The organism is Candidatus Thiodictyon syntrophicum (assembly GCF_002813775.1).
Lineage (GTDB): Bacteria > Pseudomonadota > Gammaproteobacteria > Chromatiales > Chromatiaceae > Thiodictyon > Thiodictyon syntrophicum.
In genome coordinates this window covers 408,241-426,143 of sequence record NZ_CP020370.1, presented here as the reverse complement: position 1 = coordinate 426,143, position 17,903 = coordinate 408,241, and the positions used below count along the sequence as shown (strand labels likewise).

Annotated in this window: 19 protein-coding genes and 1 pseudogene; 10 read left to right on the top strand and 10 right to left on the bottom strand. The window is 58.8% G+C overall.

The features are described from left to right. Positions 1–433: 433 nt before the first annotated feature. The 7 genes from THSYN_RS01860 (at position 434) to THSYN_RS01825 (ending at position 7,914) form a co-directional block, all read left to right on the top strand. Positions 434–898: a hypothetical protein gene (locus tag THSYN_RS01860; RefSeq protein WP_100917637.1), complete on the top strand. Its 465-nt coding sequence runs from the start codon at positions 434–436 to the stop codon at positions 896–898. Positions 899–1,313: 415 nt separating this feature from the next. Further along, entirely contained in the window at positions 1,314–2,324 is a 1,011-nt protein-coding gene (locus tag THSYN_RS01855; protein WP_100917404.1) for an IS1 family transposase, read from the top strand. Between the two features lie 750 nt (positions 2,325–3,074). Then, the gene (locus THSYN_RS01850; RefSeq protein WP_100917636.1) at positions 3,075–3,401 is read left to right on the top strand and encodes a short-chain dehydrogenase; all 327 of its coding nucleotides are present in this window, start codon (positions 3,075–3,077) and stop codon (positions 3,399–3,401) included. Positions 3,402–3,712: 311 nt separating this feature from the next. Continuing rightward, positions 3,713–4,732 carry an IS1 family transposase gene (locus THSYN_RS01845; RefSeq protein WP_100917635.1) on the top strand — a complete coding sequence of 340 codons (1,020 nt, stop codon included), beginning with the start codon at positions 3,713–3,715 and terminating at the stop codon, positions 4,730–4,732. 805 nt (positions 4,733–5,537) lie between these two features. Further along, positions 5,538–5,861 (top strand): UPF0175 family protein, encoded by a 324-nt coding sequence (locus tag THSYN_RS01835; protein WP_100917633.1) that lies wholly within the window; start codon positions 5,538–5,540, stop codon positions 5,859–5,861. Then, positions 5,858–6,349: a PIN domain-containing protein gene (locus THSYN_RS01830; RefSeq protein ID WP_100917632.1), complete on the top strand. Its 492-nt coding sequence runs from the start codon at positions 5,858–5,860 to the stop codon at positions 6,347–6,349. Before THSYN_RS01835 ends, THSYN_RS01830 begins: the two co-directional genes overlap by 4 nt. Before the next feature lie 218 nt (positions 6,350–6,567). Beyond that, positions 6,568–7,914 (top strand): IS1380 family transposase, encoded by a 1,347-nt coding sequence (locus THSYN_RS01825; RefSeq protein WP_100922257.1) that lies wholly within the window; start codon positions 6,568–6,570, stop codon positions 7,912–7,914. A 274-nt stretch (positions 7,915–8,188) separates the two neighbouring features. On the opposite strand, the pseudogene THSYN_RS01820 reads toward THSYN_RS01825, so the two are convergent. From THSYN_RS01820 to THSYN_RS37140, 4 genes and pseudogenes are all read right to left on the bottom strand, one after another. Then, positions 8,189–8,359 (bottom strand): annotated as a pseudogene (locus THSYN_RS01820) (IS4 family transposase); the annotation flags it as partial. 89 nt (positions 8,360–8,448) lie between these two features. Continuing rightward, positions 8,449–10,125 (bottom strand): DUF6399 domain-containing protein, encoded by a 1,677-nt coding sequence (locus tag THSYN_RS33325; RefSeq protein WP_100918590.1) that lies wholly within the window; start codon positions 10,123–10,125, stop codon positions 8,449–8,451. Between the two features lie 179 nt (positions 10,126–10,304). Beyond that, a complete protein-coding gene (locus THSYN_RS01810) occupies positions 10,305–11,291 on the bottom strand; it encodes an IS4 family transposase (protein WP_418219903.1) in 987 nt (328 codons plus the stop codon). Continuing rightward, positions 11,242–11,535 (bottom strand): hypothetical protein, encoded by a 294-nt coding sequence (locus tag THSYN_RS37140; RefSeq protein ID WP_418219902.1) that lies wholly within the window; start codon positions 11,533–11,535, stop codon positions 11,242–11,244. Before THSYN_RS37140 ends, THSYN_RS01810 begins: the two co-directional genes overlap by 50 nt. 170 nt (positions 11,536–11,705) lie before the next feature. Here THSYN_RS37140 and THSYN_RS01805 point away from each other — a divergent pair, with 170 nt between their 5' ends. Next, positions 11,706–11,897, top strand: a complete 192-nt coding sequence (locus THSYN_RS01805; RefSeq protein WP_100917631.1) for a type II toxin-antitoxin system HicB family antitoxin — start codon at positions 11,706–11,708, stop codon at positions 11,895–11,897. Positions 11,898–12,190: 293 nt separating this feature from the next. Here THSYN_RS01805 and THSYN_RS01795 read toward each other — a convergent pair whose 3' ends face one another. The 6 genes from THSYN_RS01795 to THSYN_RS01765 all read right to left on the bottom strand — a co-directional run bounded on the left by THSYN_RS01795 (position 12,191) and on the right by THSYN_RS01765 (position 15,783). After that, positions 12,191–13,288 carry a tetratricopeptide repeat protein gene (locus tag THSYN_RS01795; protein ID WP_100917630.1) on the bottom strand — a complete coding sequence of 366 codons (1,098 nt, stop codon included), beginning with the start codon at positions 13,286–13,288 and terminating at the stop codon, positions 12,191–12,193. A gap of 763 nt (positions 13,289–14,051) precedes the next feature. Continuing rightward, entirely contained in the window at positions 14,052–14,324 is a 273-nt protein-coding gene (locus tag THSYN_RS01785; protein WP_100917629.1) for a helix-turn-helix domain-containing protein, read from the bottom strand. A gap of 4 nt (positions 14,325–14,328) precedes the next feature. Continuing rightward, entirely contained in the window at positions 14,329–14,559 is a 231-nt protein-coding gene (locus THSYN_RS01780; RefSeq protein WP_157817392.1) for a DUF5615 family PIN-like protein, read from the bottom strand. Next, positions 14,556–14,840 carry a DUF433 domain-containing protein gene (locus tag THSYN_RS01775; RefSeq protein ID WP_236848771.1) on the bottom strand — a complete coding sequence of 95 codons (285 nt, stop codon included), beginning with the start codon at positions 14,838–14,840 and terminating at the stop codon, positions 14,556–14,558. The genes THSYN_RS01780 and THSYN_RS01775 overlap by 4 nt, the downstream gene beginning before the upstream one ends. 120 nt (positions 14,841–14,960) lie before the next feature. Further along, complete coding sequence (locus THSYN_RS01770; protein ID WP_100917627.1) at positions 14,961–15,584, bottom strand: class I SAM-dependent methyltransferase; 624 nt, start codon at positions 15,582–15,584, stop codon at positions 14,961–14,963. A 22-nt stretch (positions 15,585–15,606) separates the two neighbouring features. After that, positions 15,607–15,783 carry an AbrB family transcriptional regulator gene (locus tag THSYN_RS01765; RefSeq protein ID WP_100917626.1) on the bottom strand — a complete coding sequence of 59 codons (177 nt, stop codon included), beginning with the start codon at positions 15,781–15,783 and terminating at the stop codon, positions 15,607–15,609. A gap of 217 nt (positions 15,784–16,000) precedes the next feature. Between THSYN_RS01765 and THSYN_RS01760 the strand changes: the two genes are divergently transcribed. Both THSYN_RS01760 and THSYN_RS01755 read left to right on the top strand, forming a co-directional pair. Beyond that, positions 16,001–16,627 carry a DUF47 domain-containing protein gene (locus tag THSYN_RS01760; protein ID WP_100917625.1) on the top strand — a complete coding sequence of 209 codons (627 nt, stop codon included), beginning with the start codon at positions 16,001–16,003 and terminating at the stop codon, positions 16,625–16,627. Positions 16,628–16,637: 10 nt separating this feature from the next. Next, positions 16,638–17,765 (top strand): inorganic phosphate transporter, encoded by a 1,128-nt coding sequence (locus tag THSYN_RS01755; RefSeq protein ID WP_100917624.1) that lies wholly within the window; start codon positions 16,638–16,640, stop codon positions 17,763–17,765. The last annotated feature ends 138 nt before the right edge of the window (positions 17,766–17,903 follow it).

Sequence of the window (17,903 nt, the reverse complement as noted above, 5' to 3'; positions counted from 1 at the left end):
GACGCGCCGTAACCCGACATCCGGCTGGAAGGCCGGGCAGCAAGGGCCGCTTCCGGCGAAGATCGCGCGGGCGGCCAAGGAGACCTTGGGGGGGTTCGAGGCGACCGCGGAAGCCGCGGTGAAGGCGGCCTACCAGTTTGTGCAGACCTGTAGCGTCGACACCCTGACACTGTGGGATCTGCCGAGTTGGCGGGTGGAGAGAGGGGCGTGCTACCCGGACCAAGCGCCTGGGGGTAAACTTCAGTGAAGTCCCGGGGGCAGCTTACTTATTTCATGCTCTGCGGCACGCGGAATTGAGTAAACTGTCCCCGGAACTCCCCAAGCGAAGCGGCAAAGGCGGCGTGTCTTGGGGGGTAGGCGTTCCCAAAAAACTTAAAGGGTAACGCTGCTTTAGGGTCAGCCGTTAAGTGTCATTACGTACGGGACCGCTATTATGGAGCATAATCTCGAAAGATTGAAGGCACACATTTTGCCGTTGTCCAACGCTAATGAATGGAATGATGCCAAGAATGAATGGCGGCTCATTAGAATACAGGTGCAAGAGGATTGGGATAACTGCCCGTGCGGAAAAGAAATAAAAGAACTTTGTTACATTAAAAACCAGCTCAATGGAAAAACGACCTATGTCGGAAATGTCTGCGTAAAGAGATTTTTAGGAATTGATACTGGAAACTTATTCTCTGGATTGAGGCGAATAATTGACGATGAAACGGCAAACGCAAACGAGGATTTAATATTTCATGCTTACCAATCTGGTTACATTTTTAAGGAAGAGTATAACTTCTTAATGGAAACCAGATTAAAACGAAATCTTTCTGTGAGTCAACTGAGTTGGAAGAAAAAAATCAACAGACGAATAGTCAATCAAATTGTAGTACGCAAAAGAACCAGCACATAAAGGTGTTCGAGGTCTCTGAGGCAGGAAAGAACATTATCAGCGGTATGGGGACGGCTCCCCTTGATAGCCCGCGTGTCCTAGAATCCATCCTTTTTTGGACAAAAGCAAAATGTGCTAAAACCTCTTATTGTGTAACAAGATTTACCCGAACTACATTTGGAACAGAATATGAATGATGTCGACGATGTGCGATGCTCGATTAGTGAATTGGTAAATAGATACGGGATCGAAGAGGTTAAGTCCGCGCTAAACGAGGTCATGCCCGACCATGAACATATGGAGCAGAAAGAATTTAGGTGCCTGTGCGGATCTCGGCACTGGTTCAGTTTAATTCCTGTTTACAAGACATTGAAATATATGTAATATATCTAGTTCGGCGCGGGTTTCCGTCACTTTTTGAATAAGTGAGAACTTCTTGAACGGACAATGGACATGCCCTCATTGCAATTCACAGAATTGTCGGCATCACAAGACGTATCAAACCGGTCATAACGGTACGCGTTTGCTGTGGCGATGTCAAAGTTGCAATAGGCTCTTTTCCGAGACCAAAGCCACCCTTATCGAGGGGCTCAGGAAACCGACCAGCTTCATCATTCAAGTGCTCAAAACGCGCACTGAGGGGATCGGCTTGAACGCCGCCTGCCGGGCCTTCGCGATTGCGAAGAATACGTTGCTCCTATGGGAGCGTCGCCTGGCCGATTGCAAGGATGTGCTGGTCATATATGCCCTGACGCACACCTTTATTGAGCAACTGATCGAAGGTGATGAGCTTTATACGAAAGTGAATAGGAATGTCCCCCCGGAGGATTGTGAAGGCTGGACGATCGTACTGATGGAAAGGGCAAGTCGATTTATCTGGGCGCTTCAGTGCGGGAAAAAGGATCGCAGCCTATTTTCATATGCCATACAAATACTTAGAGATGTCATCCTGCGTACTGGCGATGTCACTCTAGTCACCGACGGGGAACGTCGGTATGGCAATCTCCTGTTTGAAATTTGCCACGAAGTATTGCGAACCGGAAAACGCGGCCGCCCACCGAAAGTGCTTCGTCGCGGTGTGAAGGTGCGCCTTAAGAATAAAGGGAAAGGAACTGATAGAACGGGGCACTCGCGTCCCAAATACGAAACCCCTCATCCGGAGCATCCAGAAACCGATCAAGATGTGACGCCAGCCGATATTCATGCTAATCATTTGGAAGCATCGAACGCTTCATTTCGGCGAAAGAATTCTGCTTATCGCCGCCGAACGAATACGTACGCGAAGAGCATTTCTGGTTTGCAAAGAACATTGGATATGTTGTGGATTGTCCATAACTTTATTCGCAGCCACTTCACGACAAAACAGGTTCCTGCGGTGGCTCTGGGGATTCTCCAGCAGGGACTCTCGTGGGATGAGGTCCTTAGAGTTCGACAGCCCAGGTTATAAAAATACTACAAAAACATAAGGATAAGGAAGAACCAAACTGAACCAGTGCCCGGATCTCTTACTGAAATAAAAGACACCGCAAATGGATCACTGTATTTATTGTTCTGCCCTCGGTGCAAAGAAGATTTGTTTGCTTACAACGGTACAGCTAGAACGAAGAGACAATCCCGAGACGGCCGTACAAGGCATGGATCTATATTCGATATAACGAAAGTAACAATTAGATCTTATGATGCGAACGGCGCAGAGAGGGTAATTGCATTGCCAGTATACGCCTCTCCTTTATATTCTAATTTATATTATTCTATAGATCAAAAAGATAATAATAATATCGAACTAAAGTCAAAAGACAGGTTTACTCTCATTGTTATGCTTAGAAAAGGGAGATTCTCGAATCATACTGTGGGAACAACTAACTCGTTTGATATGGCCAGTTCAGATTTACACTTTGAATGGGCAGGGGCTATCAGGAAAGCAATCAACGAGAATAGTACCGGAAGCAATTAGTGGTAGAACGAGACGCCATTTCGTGAAATTTAATCAATCCACGTGCGGAAAAATCTCGCAAAACATCCTTTTACGGACAAAAAAAGAGGCTCGAAGTTTCAAGCGCTTGCGTATCTGTTAAATCTGTCCGAGAATGCGTGAAAGATAATCTGTTAACCTAAGCGTCAACAGCGAACGCGCGCCGCAGACGGCGTTCTAGCTTGCTGGGTTATTCATGTTCTGTTGCATCTATAGGGGGATATAATGAGCGATTTGTTGAAAGAACTAAATTTTGATGACATAGATTTTCAGGTCTGTTCTAGTCAGCAGTTTGCGACGGTACTTTTCGATAGACGGGAGGATAGTGAAGAAACCTTAATAACAATCTTTAAAGACGACAAAATCAAGCAGATGGATGGTGATAATAGGTACAACCCTTCGTCAAGGCGTCATTCCTCATGTGTATATGTTACTGAGGAATGGCAAGATGGAAAAACAATCAAAATATGCACCATTCAGCATAAAGGTACGACTCTTGTCAAAATTTATGGTGTTTCAGAACAAGAGCTTTCTTACCTTTTCGGGAGCTAATTAAGGGGAAACTGGGGACAGAGCACGGTTTCCGACTTAGCGCCCTAGCGATGGACTCTCCCGCTCTAACGACTGCAGTAAACCCGAACGGTAGCAATATTTTGTTGATATTCCGTATTGCTTAAGCCTGGCTTGATAGTATGTTCGCAACACGAAATACATCTCCCCTTACCGGGACCCAAGTCGAATACTGCACGATGGCGTGGGCGGGCACTGGTTCAGTTTAATTCCTGTTTACAAGACATTGAAATATATGTAATATATTTAGTTCGGCGCGGGTTTCCGTCACTTTTTGAATAAGTGAGAACTTCTTGAACGGACAATGGACATGCCCTCATTGCAATTCACAGAATTGTCGGCATCACAAGACGTATCAAACCGGTCATAATGGTACGCGTTTGCTGTGGCGATGTCAAAGTTGCAATAGGCTCTTTTCCGAGACCAAAGCCACCCTTATCGAGGGGCTCAGGAAACCGACCAGCTTCATCATTCAAGTGCTCAAAACGCGCACTGAGGGGATCGGCTTGAACGCCGCCTGCCGGGCCTTCGCGATTGCGAAGAATACGTTGCTCCTATGGGAGCGTCGCCTGGCCGATTACAAGGATGTGCTGATCATATATGCCCTGACGCACACCTTTATTGAGCAACTGATCGAAGGTGATGAGCTTTATACGAAAGTGAATAGGAATGTCCCCCCGGAGGATTGTGAAGGCTGGACGATCGTACTGATGGAAAGGGCAAGTCGATTTATCTGGGCGCTTCAGTGCGGGAAAAAGGATCGCAGTCTATTTTCATATGCAATACAAATACTTAGAGATGTCATTCTGCGTACTGGCGATGTCACTCTAGTCACCGACGGGGAACGTCGGTATGGCAATCTCCTGTTTGAAATTTGCCACGAAGTATTGCGAACCGGAAAACGCGGCCGCCCACCGAAAGTGCTTCGTCGGGGTGTGAAGGTGCGCCTTAAGAATAAAGGGAAAGGAACTGATAGAACGGGGCACTCGCGTCCCAAATACGAAACCCCTCATCCGGAGCATCCAGAAACCGATCAAGATGTGACGCCAGCCGATATTCATGCTAATCATTTGGAAGCATCGAACGCTTCATTTCGGCGAAAGAATTCTGCTTATCGCCGCCGAACGAATACGTACGCGAAGAGCATTTCTGGTTTGCAAAGAACATTGGATATGTTGTGGATTGTCCATAACTTTATTCGCAGCCACTTCACGACGAAACAGGTTCCTGCAGTGGCTCTGGGGATTCTCCAGCAGGGACTCTCGTGGGATGAGGTCCTTAGAGTTCGACAGCCCAGGTTATATAAATACTAAAAAAACATAAGGATAAGGAAGAACCAAACTGAACCAGTGCCCGTGGGCGCTGATCACGGAAGGAGGATTGATTGTTCCGTTGGACTTGAGTCGCGCGAGTTCAGGCTTCACCACAACCGGATACAGTGAGACTGATCGTAAGGTATTCTTGGGGGCCAACGCCTATCCGGGTTCAAATGCAGTTGACGCCAACGCGCGGATGTCAGTTCTAGCGTGCCTTGCGCATGAGTATGCCCACGTCGAACGCCATGCACTGGCTTACAGTCGGCCCAAAGAACTTCCCGATGTTCTGCTTGACGAAGCAGAAACCAGCATTCACGCATCGTTTCATCGAGTCCTTGGCCGACGAGACCGTGAGGACCTGGTCGAGGATGCCAGGGACCGCCTGATGCGCTGGTTGGCTTGGTCCGCCACATCGCCATCATTCTGATGAGAGAAAGAGTATGAAAATCGAACCAAGCGGCGTTGTCATGTTCGGAATCTGCGCCGTGCAAACGAGCGTATGTGTTGCTAAAGAGGGCGCCCCCATCACTGCCGTCTGGACGGTGCCCAATCGAACGCAAATCAATGTTTGCTCAGCATGTTTAAACGAGCAACTTCGAACGGGGAAATGGATAATCGAAGGGGCTCGGCCTGCTGCCGTTGCGCAATAATTAGGGCTAAGGGAAAGCGGGCAGCCTCAATTATGAAGCAGAAAAATGGCCGCCAGCGTAGGGCGGAACGCCGCAGGCGGTTCCGCCGCTTTGGTGCCTGAGCAATGGCGGATCGCCCTACGGGCATCCGCCCTACGGTTCTCGGAGAATATATGCAAGCTTTCAGTGTAGACGACCTTCAGATGCATCCCGAAGCCTTAGCTGAATCGGCACAGGCCGGGCAACTTGCGTTGGTAACCAACCAGGGGCAGCCGCTCTTCGTCAGCGTGCCTTTCGATGAAACGATGTTGCGCGAAGGAGTACATGTCGCACTTGCAGTGAATCTATTCAAGTCCGGTGAATTTTCGTCGGGTAAGGCCGCGGAATTGGCACGCATGTCGAAAATTGCATTTATAGAGTTTGTAAGTCGCCTGGGGATTCCGGTGGTGGATTATCCTGCCGACGAGATCAAGGCAGAGATGGCAGGCTTCGATTGACAAAGCCCGTTATCGTTGCCGATGCGGGTCCATTGATCGCACTGGCGAAGTGCGGTCAACTCGCGTTGCTGCCACAGGTGTTCGGCCACATTCACCTGCCGCAGGCGGTGCTGCGTGAGGCGGCGGGTGATAGCGCGTTGCCGGGCGCGTTAGCCGTATCTTCTTTTGTACAAGAATTTGCCCAGGTTCACCCGAATCGCGACGACGAGTTGTTTCGTGACGCGCGAATGGTACTGGACGAAGGCGAAGCCCAAGCGCTAAGCTTGGCCCGCACTCTCCAGTGCGCAGTCTTACTGGATGATCGCCGCGGCCGTCTGGTCGCGACCGAATTGGGTATTTCCCTTTTCGGCGTGCTAGGTACACTACTTCAGGCCAAACGGATTGGAATTATCGATGCCGTTAAACCCGTCCTTGATGCATTATTGCTCCATGATTACCGATTGTCAGGCAAACTTGTTGCGGCAGTTTTGCATGAAGCGGGCGAGTGACATTGTACAGCCCCCGTAGGGCTGAACGCCGCAGGCGGTTCCGCCGCTTCGGGGAAAAGGGGTCAGAGCCGAATAGCACTGACTTAAGCTAATTCTCCATTTAAATCTTACTCCTCGGCCAGTGATCTAAATGAGCCGCGGAATCGTTGATCTGTTGGAATTTCAGCGAGATAGAGTTAAAATGGCGCATTCTTGAGACTCACTCCGCAGGTGACATGGTGCGACGGCTCATCATTGCGAAATCCGAGGCTGATTTTACTTCCCACGCGGGATTGGGACTGATCGGGATGGCGATTAGTCAGCACACCGACCTAGCGAAAGATGCGACCGCAGCGGCGCCGGCCCGGAGCGATGCCATACCGCATGTGAAGATCCTGACTAGCTACATCGGGCTGCTGTGTTTGGGCAAGAGCGACTTTGAAGCGATCACGGCGTTCCGGCAGGACCCGTATTTCGCTGAGGCGTTGGGTGTCGACCAGGTTCCCTCGGCCGTCACGTTGCGCCAGCGCCTTGATGCCCACGCGGCGGTGTTCATGGCGCCGATACTCGATGCATCCATCGCGTTTCTGCAGCGTATCGCGGCACCGATTACGCCGCTGGCCAATGGGCTGGTCGCGCTGGATGCGGATGTCACCCCGCTGAACAACGCCAAGACCAAGAAAGAGGGTGTCTCGCGCACCTACAAGGGTGACGACGGGTTCGCCCCAATGGCGGCCTATCTTGGCCAAGAGGGGTACTGTTTGGAGTGGGAGTTGCGGGCGGGTAGCCAGCACTGCCAGAAGGACACCCCCGCGTTGCTGGAGCGGGTGCTGACGCGGGCCCGCCGACTGACCGCGCTGCCGTTGCTGCTGCGCCTGGACAGCGGCAATGACGCGCTCGACAACATCGCCACGGTCATTGCGCACAATGAGGCGCACCCGGACGCCGCCCCGGTGCACTACCTGATCAAGTGGAACCCGCGCCAAGAAAGTCCAACGCAGTGGCTGACTTACGCCGAGGAGTACGGCGACTGGAGCACGCCGCGCCCGGGTAAGCGCGTGGCCCTGTTCGAGGTGCGCGACACCCGCTTTTTGGACGGGTACGAGTACCCTCTGCGCCGCGTCATGCGCGTTATCGAGCGCACCATCGACAAGCATGGTCAGCACCTCCTGATTCCCGACATTGAAATCGAAGGCTGGTGGAGCAGCCTGGAATTCGATGAAGAAACCATCATTGCGCTCTATGCCGACCATGCCACCTCCGAACAATTCCACAGCGAATTTAAGACCGACCTGGACATTGAGCGACTCCCCTCAGGAAAGTTTGTGACCAACGCACTGGTATTGGCCTGTGCCGCATTCGCTTACAACGTCCTGCGCTGGATCGGCCAGACCGGTCTCTTTGGGCCGGATGCCCCGCCCCGCCACCCGGCTAAGCGGCGACGCCTGCGCACCGTGATGCAGGAACTGATGTACGTTGCCGCCCGCCTGATCGTCACCGGCCGCCGCCTCAAACTGGCCTTCGGCTATGGTTGCCGGATCGTCCCTGTCTTCCGTCGCTTGTACGCCCAATTGGCCGGTCCCTGATCCCTGCGACGAATGCAGTGCGGTCCGCTCGCCGCCGTGCTATGCGCACGGTGGACCCACCCTATTGGCTGGCGTATGCGGTCGGCCCCTGACATGCGTCTCCCCAGCTCAAAATTGCCGCACCGGCGACCTTGTCGCGACCGCTAGCGCAGTTCTGCGCCACAAATCTCGACTCCAACCCCTTTGATAGCCGTGTGCCTGAGTACGGCACCGTATTAGTTCACGGATTCAGGTTACTGTTATGCCTGACGACCCGATGCAGTTCTGTGCCCTTTCACTTCGCTTTCTTGGGGTGCCCGTGGAGTCGAACGTCCTGCCGGGCCAGTGCCCGGGGCTCCATCAGCAGCGGGAAGTTGCGCGGTCGTCGTTTCAGTGCCCGTGGCTCGATGCGGCCGGGACGCAGACCGACCCGCTGCTCCGCCATCATGGCCAGCAAGGCCATCAGATCGGACGCCGTGGCGAGGGCCTCGATCATCGCTCCGGCCACCGCGGTGTGTCGGTCGGCGGCCTTGATCATCGTTCCGGCCACCCCCGTTACGCCGCTACCGGCAGGAGCGCGGGCGGCTTGGGCGGGCGCGGTCGTCGGCGCGCTGGCGGCGGGGGCAACGGCATGCGCTGGAGCACCTGCGCGAACAGCGTTTCGTGGGCCCGGCCGAAGAAGCGCTCAGCGGCAGTGGTCCCGTCGGGGCGACGGAGGTGGAAGTTATGTACGGCGGTCAGTGCCTCGAGCTTGCGGTCGCTCAGGCGATGTCGGCCATGGTGATGTAGGGACAGTTGGCCGTTGCGCCCCTCCACGCTGGAACTGCTGCGCTGGAACAGGTCGGCGCAGTCACCGGCCACCTGTTCGAGGCGCGCGCGCTCGGCCTCTGGGAGGGCCTGGAGCGGATGATCGCGTTGGCGCAGCGGTTCGAGCAACTGCCGGCTCAGGGCGTGCAGACGGTGGCGCGGTTCAGCGAGCGTGCTGCGATTGGCGACGCGCTCGAGGTAGAGCGCCGGAATCAGCTGCGTGAGCAACGCCAGTTCCACGGCGGGCGGCAGATTCAGCGCCTCGACCTTGGCCTGCACGGTCGCAAAGAAAAAGGTAATGGTGGCAAGGAACTGAATCGTCAGGCGCTGCGCCTTGGCCAGGCGCTCACGGGCGCGCGTTGGCAGATCGGCCGCGTCGGCCAGCTGTTGCAGCCGCGTCCACACGTCGGCAAAGCGTTGCGCGATGCGCGCCACGGGCTGCGCCTGTCCCTGCTCCAACTCATAGGGGTGATAGAGGGTCCCCAACTCACGCACCAGTTCACGGGCCTCGGCCTGACGCGCTTGCGCCTGTACCTGATCGGCTTCGGCCTGCACCACGACCGCCAGGGCGGCTTCAATGCGGGGCGCGAACGCCGGTGGGCGCCCGCGCGGACGCGGGGATTGGGCGTCATAGGCCTGCGCGGTCGCCCGCTCAGCGTCCAGCGACGTCTGGGCGGCCGCGACGCTGGCGCCCGCCTGTTTCACGTGGCGGACCAAGTGTAGGCTGGTGCCCTTGGACACCTCCTGTTGCACATGAAACAGGTCCGGGGAATGATGGGCCGCACAATCCGTCTGGATATGGCGGCGCAACGCTGTGGCCTCGTCGCTGGTGCCCTGGATCACGGTCACGTTCAAGCCGTCCAGACCCGCGCGCAACGCCTGCGTCCAGGTGGCCGCCGTGCGATCGGCGGCGTACTGTTCGCGCAGCAGAAAGTTCGACACCGGCTCCAACATGACCAACAAAATCTGCGGATGAAAGGTCTCATCCTCGCACGCCGTGATCGCGCGGTGCGGCATGCCCACCGCCAACGCCGCCCGTTGCTCACGCGCCACGGCGACCACCATCTCCTCCAAGGCCGCATTGAGGGCCTGGTGGGTGCCATAGCTCGCGCCGACGAACGCCGACAACCCACTCAACTTCAAGAATTCACACACCATCCGCACCCCGGCACCGCCGTGCAGCGTGATGACGAAGTGCGCCGCCACCACCACTTGGTGCAGCCACTGCACGCCCTCAGGGGTCGCCACGAAGGCTGCCAACACCGCCGGGGCCGCGCCGACCGGGGTCGGCTTGCACCAGTCCTGCAAGGTGCTGCGCGCCACGCCCAGTTCGGCGGCGACGTGGCGTTGCGGCTGCCCCGTCGCCAAGCGGGCCACGGCCGCCCCGCGCTGTTCGGCTCGCTCCAGGCGCGAGCGGTGCTTCACGACCCACCGCCGGCCGACCGCCGGACCACGCCCGATGGCGTCGACCCGATGTCTGCGCTAAAGTCGATCCCGGCAGGACCTTCGAACATCGTGCTTCTCCCTCGGTTTGTTTGCACTTCCAAGGGTACACAATTTCGCGGGTCCTGCCGCTCTCCAGTGGGGGTTAACCAAGCCCTACGCTAGGTCTTGGCCGGATTTATGATCAAGGCCGTGGCGAGGGCGTCGCGGTACGGTTGCCACAGGGTCCACAGTTGCACGGTGTGCTTGAAGCTGAGTTGGCGCGGGATCTGGTCGGCCAGCAGTGCCGACTGTGCCATCAGGAGACGGATCAGATTGTAGGCGAGCAGGTAGATCCAGATCTCCTTCTCCACCATCGCCGGGGTTTTGCAGGAGAGTTGGTCCATCCCGAGGGTGGTTTTGATGTTCCTCAGGTCGAGTTCGACACTCCAACGCTGCCGGTAGAGGGCGTTGATCGCCGACTTCGGATAGCGGCTGGGGCACAACAGTGTCGCCACCAGGATCTTGCCGCCGGCCGCCAGTTCGCGCACCGTCAGAGTGGCCGGCACGCGGGCGTAGTCGGCTGGACTCAGCCACTCGGGACGCTTCGGCTTAGGCAGTACGATGAGATGGTCGCGTGGGCCACGCCTCTGACCGACAGAGAAATTCGTGCTACGCCGACGCGCGCCGTACTGCTCGAAGACGCCGTCGATACCGGCTGCAACCAGCGCGCACAGCAGGAAATAGGTCGGAAAGAACGCGTCGCCGACCAAGATATCGCCCGCTTTCAGGCGCGGGAGGAGTTGGCGCAGCAACGTCTGCTCGTCGCTGCCTTTGCCCTCGCAGGGGGCGATCAGGGCATCGCACAGGGCGCCGCTGCCCAAGCCGATGAGCCCGACCAGGCGGCAGTGCGGAAACCCCAACCCCGGCGCCTGGGTGGCGGGCTGCGGCCAACGGATCTGGTTCGCGCGGGTGTCGGGCATCGACACGATCGTGCCATCGACCAACCACACCCGGCGGTTCTGCCACTGCCAGTGCTGCGGGATCGCGTCCGATACCAGCGCGCCGGTCTCTCGGGCCAGCGTCCTGGGCATCTCCGTCGGCAGGCGCTGGCGCGCCTTACAATAGCCGCCGGTGTCGCTCTTGCAACGCGGCAGACCATGGGCCATCCTCGAGCGCCTCGGCATCGACGGCTTCTTGGCACGAGCCGTCCGCCGACAGCGCCTGGGTGCAGAACATCGACAGCACCTTCACAGGCGGAAACAAGCGGTTGCGATGGGGTGGGGCCAATGCGGCGGCGCGCTCCAGCAACCGCGGGCCGGTCAGCAGGTTGAAGAAGACGTCGGCCTCGGGCTGCTGCGTGCAGTTCTGGACATGCCGTTGAACGGCGCTGGTCTGTGGTCCGCAATGCATCGTGGCTGGCCCCTCGGGTGGCGGGTTGTTCGATCGCAGCCTACAGCCTACCACGCGCGGCGGTCGGCCCCTGTTTTTTCTCTCTTTTTCGGAGAGTTGCGCCTTAAGTCAGTGCTATTCGGGTCAGAGCCCTTTTATTGGTAAAAGATCCTAACTAGTAAGGGCATGCAATGACAGTGCTCAAGTATAGGTATTGGCAAGATGAAGGCATGTGGCTTGGGTATCTGGAAGAATACCCAGATTACATGACGCAAGGTGAAACGCTGGAAGACCTCCAGGAAAACCTGCGAGACCTTTACAAGGACATGACTAGCGGTGCCATCCCTTCTGTACGCCGTGTCGGAGAACTCGCCGTCGCATGAAGAGGCGCCAACTCATCGCCAGGCTACAACAAATGGGCTGCGTCTTGATACGCCACGGCGGCAGGCACGACTGGTATCAGAATCCGAAGACGGGAATCTCAGCCCGTACCGCGGCATGTCGAGATAAATGAACATCTGGCAACGAACATTCTCAAGAAGTTAAGCTAATTTCCAAGAATAGCCTCCGGCGTAGGGACTCCGGTTGCCCGGAGCCTCCGCCACAGACCCGGACGTGCAGTTTTCCCGCATCCGGTTCCTCGGTTGTACTCACATTCGCGCGAACCTTCACAGTATCAGCGCTTATCACCATATAAGCTGACAGCGATCTCGTATTCCCGATCAAGGCCGGTCTGCATCTTGGCGTTTGGATCAAACATCAGCACGCCCACATGCATCATACTGACCAACTCAAGACCCGAGAAATCGCCCGGCAGCGTCTTCAGGTGATAGCGCTTGCTCGGGTCGTTGACGGCAAGCCCGGATTGGCCGAGCCGGGCAATCTCTAACACGATCTGGCCGACTTCCTGTTGCGGTAGGTCGGCGAAGCGCTCCAGCGTGCTCTGCATATACATGATCGCGTCAAGCCGCGGCTTGTCGGCGCCGGCACGGTGTAGATCGTCGCTGGCGAGACGGTTGAGTCCAGCAACAGCCGCATCCGCCAGCGGCGTATTGGGAAAGTGCGTCATGATCCGTTTGTAGACCTTGATCGCTTCACTCTTATGGTCGGGGCCAAGCGCTTCGAGACATTCGCCGAGGGCCAAGCTCGCGGTGGGATCGTCGGGTTCCGTCGCGAGCACCTGGCGGAGCAGGGGCACCGCATCGGCATACTTTTCGAGATTGGCCAGCACCGCGGCCAAGTTGCGGGCAGCGAAGTTGTTATGGGGCTCGGCCGCGAGTGCCTGACGTAACACCTGCTCGGCCTCTTCGGATCGGCGCAGACGCGCCAATGCCACACCAAGACCAACGCGGGCGTTCCCGTAGTTCAGGTCGATCCTCAGGCAGCGCTCAAGCGGCTCGATACACTCTTCAAGCCGCCCCATCTCGCTCAGACAAATACCTCGGTTATAGGCGATATCCGCGTCCTCCATCATCTCGTCCATGGTTTCGAGAAGCGGCAACGCTTCCGCAAGTGCGCGGTGCTGGAGCAGCCCGACCACATACGCCTTCGGCTCCAACCCGCCGCGCGCCCACGCCAGCACCCGGATAATGCCATCGCTGCAAGTGACCGCCGCATCGAAGTTCTTCGCCGCATACTTGGCGGCGAAGTAGATGAGTACCGCGTTGTCGAACGCGTCGCTGCCTGGCTCGCGGGCATTGCTCGGGAGTACCGACACATCGAACGACGCGTACGGAATGCGGAGGATCTCTGGGGCTTGAGGCTTGATTTTCATGAGTTAGGAATCGGACGTGACGGGAATTGAGGGTGGCCTCGACCACCAGGAGTATGAGTGTAACCCGAGACGATCGATCAACACCGACGGATCACCTGGGGTCGTTTGCAGGGCTGTCGATGGTAGACGGCCACCGAGCCACCGGCGCCCGAAGGTGGCTCACGACACAGTGTTGAGTCACCCCCTATGCCGCCCCTGGCGAGGTCTGCCCCCAGCGCCGTGCGCCCGGCTTCTTCGTCGCCGGCCCCGGCGTCGACTCCACGACCAGCCCGCGTAGGGCGGAACGCCGCAGGCGGTTCCGCCGCTTCGGTGCCTGAGCAATGGCGGATCGCCCTGCGGGCATCCGCCCGACAGGGCTGCCGGGTCGCCTCGGGCTTCACCCTGGAACAAGCAGTCGTCACGCCAAGGCGCCAAGCTCGCCAAGGCTTTTCAGTACCTTATCGGCGTTGGGCAATTCAACCAGCGGATGACTCGGATACTGCATCCAGCGTATTGTAGGTCTTGGCGAGCTTGGCGCCTTGACGTGATCATTCCTTTTCTTCTTTGTGTCTTTGTGCCTTTGTGAGAGAATTCTTATACTTCCTGGCGCCTTGGGCGGCGTCCTTTCGGCGAAGCTCGATACGGGCAAATGTTGAGGTGACTTATGGGTGCAACGCATGTGACGGTGACAATCAGGAATCCTGCAAGCCCGGAGAGATCATGGGAAGGGCTGTTTCTGGTTGATACAGGTGCAACGGATTCTCTTGTTCCAAGATTGAAACGTTTACCCGCAATCCGGCTGAAGAAACTCAAAACGGAACAGTCGGTCAGTCGAGAAACCGGACAACCTCCCTCGCATCAGAGCGGAAACCTTGGGCTGGTCAATGCCCATCAGGGCCGCGGCTTCGATCTGACTGAGGTCTTTGCGTTCAATGACCTCCGCAATCTGTTGGGCCAGCCGCACACGCGCCAATGCCTCCTCGGCATCAGGTCGGCCAAGGTCTGAAAAGACATTGCCGCTACTGGCCTGGACGGGGATGTCGTGTTCATCGCTCATAGCGTTATCTCCTCTGCTCCGCTAACCATGCCGCATAATGCGCTTGCGCCCGCTTGAGCCTGGCTCTCACAAGGGTGACGATGGTGGTCCCGTCCGACCGCGCCTGGTCGATGATCCGGCTGTCGTTGGCCCGGCTCAGTCCGATATCCGCGACGTGAGTAGCCTGGATGCCGAGTTGTTGCAGGTGCCTGGGCGTGCTGCGCGGCAACCCCTGATCGAGCATCAGGGGCGTCACGCCGCGTCCAGGGCGAGGATTTCGTCAGCGATGCATTCCGCCGCGTACTCCAGGGCTTGGCGGATGTCTTCGTCTTCCAACTCCGGGTACTCGCGCTTGAGTTCATCGCGGTCCGGGTAGAGTGCGACGGCCGCAACCACGCGCCTGGCGGTGAGGCGCAGGCCGCGGATGCAGGGCTGGCCGTTCATGCGGGCGGGATCGGTGGTGATGCGGTCGAATCGGTGGGCCATGGTCGCGTACTCCGAATAGGCGGGCAGGGTCGGCAAGGGTAGGCCCGACAATTAACCGGACAGTCTCCCGCGCATCAGAGCGGAAACCTTGGGCTGCGGAATGCCGCAGGCGGTTCCGCCCCTTCGGTGCCTGAGCAATGGCGGATCGCCCTGCGGGCATCCGCCCTACACCTACACCGTCTTCGCGACGACATCAGTGCTGATCGCACCCTGCACCGGGTGGCGCAAGGCGGCACTGAAGTCCCGGTGCATGTAACCGGTCTCGATCGCGCAGTCGGTCCCCAGTTCCTGGGCCAGGGCCTCAATGTCTTCCGGCTCCCAGTAGTTGAAGGTGTCGCAGTCGTCCTCGCCGCGCAGCAGGTTGAAGACGAACCCCAGCCGGGAGGCGGCCAGACAGCGCTCGATGAAGAGACGGGTCTCCTCCCGGGTCAGGGTATTCATGGCGCCGCTGCACAGGTAGTAGTCCGCCCCGGGCAAGGGGTCACGCAGCGCATCGAGCAACAGAATCTCCCCGTCGGTGCGCAGGCGTGCGATCTCCACCATCGGCTCAACCACATCGATACCTACATAGGCGCCCGGCCGGTCGCCCTGGACCTCCAGGTAACGAAAGAGGTCGCCCAGGCCGCAGCCCACATCGACCAGGGTCAGGGCCGACAGGTCGGCGGGCAGCAGGCGGCGCAGTACGGCGAAGCGAACCCGCTGGGTGCGGGCGGACTCCCAGTGGGCGCCTTGGGCATTGTGGCCGTAGCGCTCAAGGGCGTTGCGGTAGAAGGTATCGGTGTCGACTCTGGGCATGGGGTATCCAGCAGGTAGTTGCTCACTGCCCCTCGCGGTCCGCCTGACGGTCGGCGAGCAGTCGCGCGGTGGCGCCCCCCTTCCCGCTGGCGCGCAAGGCGGCGATGGGGTCCTCCCGGACCGGAATCGCCCGGAATCGACCCGTCTCCTCCGGCCGCTCCCGACGGTCGGCGGGGCCCAACTTGGAGCGGCTGCGCATGGTGGCCCGAACCCTGAATTACGAATATCCCTCAAGTGTAATTCACCACCGCCCAACGGCCAAGCCAAGCCGCTCGCCCCCCGCCGCGGGAACTTCCCGATATTGTGTCCGGCGGCAGGACAACCGGTGTAACCGGACTGTAACATAGCGCCCGCACGCACCGGCCGTGGGCCCCCATCCGGGCGGCCCCGCCCCCATTGACTTCCGAGGCGCCAGTATGTTTTCGCTCCAGACGATCTTCGGCAAGGGCAACCAGTTCTTCGGGCTGCTCGAACAGGCGGCGACCGCCGCGGCCGACAGCACCAAGGCCCTGTATGTCATGCTGCGCAGCAACGACAAGGCCCCGGCGCTGGACGCCTTCCGGCACGCCCGCGAGCGCGAGCGCGCCATCGCCGACAAGATCAACGAGGAGTTGGTCAACAGCTTCGTCACCGCGCTGGAGCGCGAGGACATCGAGGCCCTGAGCTCCGCCCTGGTGCGCATCCCCAAGCAGGTGGAGCGCTTCGCCGAACGCTACACACTGGCCACCCGGCTCCTGGAAGGGATCGACTTTGCCCCCCGCGCCGCCATGCTCGAACAGGCCGCCCTGGTGGTGGCCGAGATGGTCCGGCAACTGCGCCGCATGAAGCTGGAGAAGATGCGGGTCTTGAACGACCGCCTGCGCTCGATCGAGAGCGAGGCCGACCGGCTGATGCTGGAACTCTACCGCGACCTCTACTCCGGCCGCTACGAGGGCCAGCAGATGTTCCTGATCAAGGAGTTCTTCGAGATCCTGGAAAAGGCGATCGACCGCTGCCGCGAGGCCGGGGCAGTCGCCTACCAGATCGCGCTGAAGAACAGTTGAGGACGCCGCCGTGCTGACGCTTCTCATCGCGGTGGTCCTCACCGCCCTCGTCTTCGAGTACATCAACGGCTTCCACGACACCGCCAACTCCATCGCCACGGTGGTCGCGACCAAGGTGCTGGCGCCGATGCAGGCGGTTGCACTCGCCGCCACCACCAACCTGATCGGGGCCCTCTGGGGCACCGCCGTGGCCAAGACCATCGCCACCGGACTGCTGGACCAGGGCGTCGTCGAGGTCACCTCCCAGGTCATCATCTGCGCCCTGATCGGCGGCATCGTCTGGAACCTGGTGACCTGGTACCTGGGCCTGCCGTCCTCCTCCTCCCACGCCCTGATCGGCGGCCTGTGCGGCGCCGCGATTGCCGCCGCCCATGGACAATGGGGGGCCGTGATCTGGTCCCAGCCCACCGACCCCTGGTACAAAGGCGCCGGGATCCTCTGGAAGGTGGTGGTACCGATGGTCAGCAGCCCGGTCGCGGGCTTCGTCGGCGGTTACCTGTTGATGGGGGTGCTGTTCGCCCTCTTCTGGGCCATGTCGCGCAGCGGCGGGGTCCTCATGCGCATCGCCCGCCCCCGCTGGGGCAACGCCTTCTTCGGCAAGGCGCAGCTCGTCTCCGCGGGCTACATGGGCCTGGCCCACGGCCTCAACGACGCGCAGAAGACCATGGGCATCATCGCCCTCGCGCTGGTTTCGGCCCACCAGGCCGGGACCCTCGCCACCCTGCCGACCTGGCTCGACTGGATGCGCCCGAGCGAAACGGCGCTCGCCCACGGCGACATCGACCTCTGGATCAAGCTCACCTGCGCCGTCACCATGGCCGCCGGGACCGCGGTGGGCGGCTGGCGGATCATCAAGACCCTGGGCCACAAGCTGGTGCACCTGCACCCCATCCACGGCTTCGCCGCCGAGACCTCCGCCGCCACCGTCATCACCATTGCCTCCAGCCTCGGCATCCCCGTCTCCACCACCCACAACATCTCCGCCGCCATCATGGGGGTGGGGGCCGCCAAGCGCTTCTCCGCCGTGCGCTGGACCGTGGTCGAGCGGATGCTATGGGCCTGGCTTCTGACCATCCCGGCGGCTGGCGGCATTGCCTATGGATTGGTGAAAGTGCTGCAGGCGTTTGGGTTGGATTGAATCGCGAATTGACGGGGCGGTCGGAGGCTTGGACATACCGAAAGTCCCGTCCATCGCCTCGCACAACCGCCGCACCTCCTCGCGCGTCAACACTGCCGGTAACCGCTGCTGTCGCCTGGGCCGGGAGAACCGCACGTC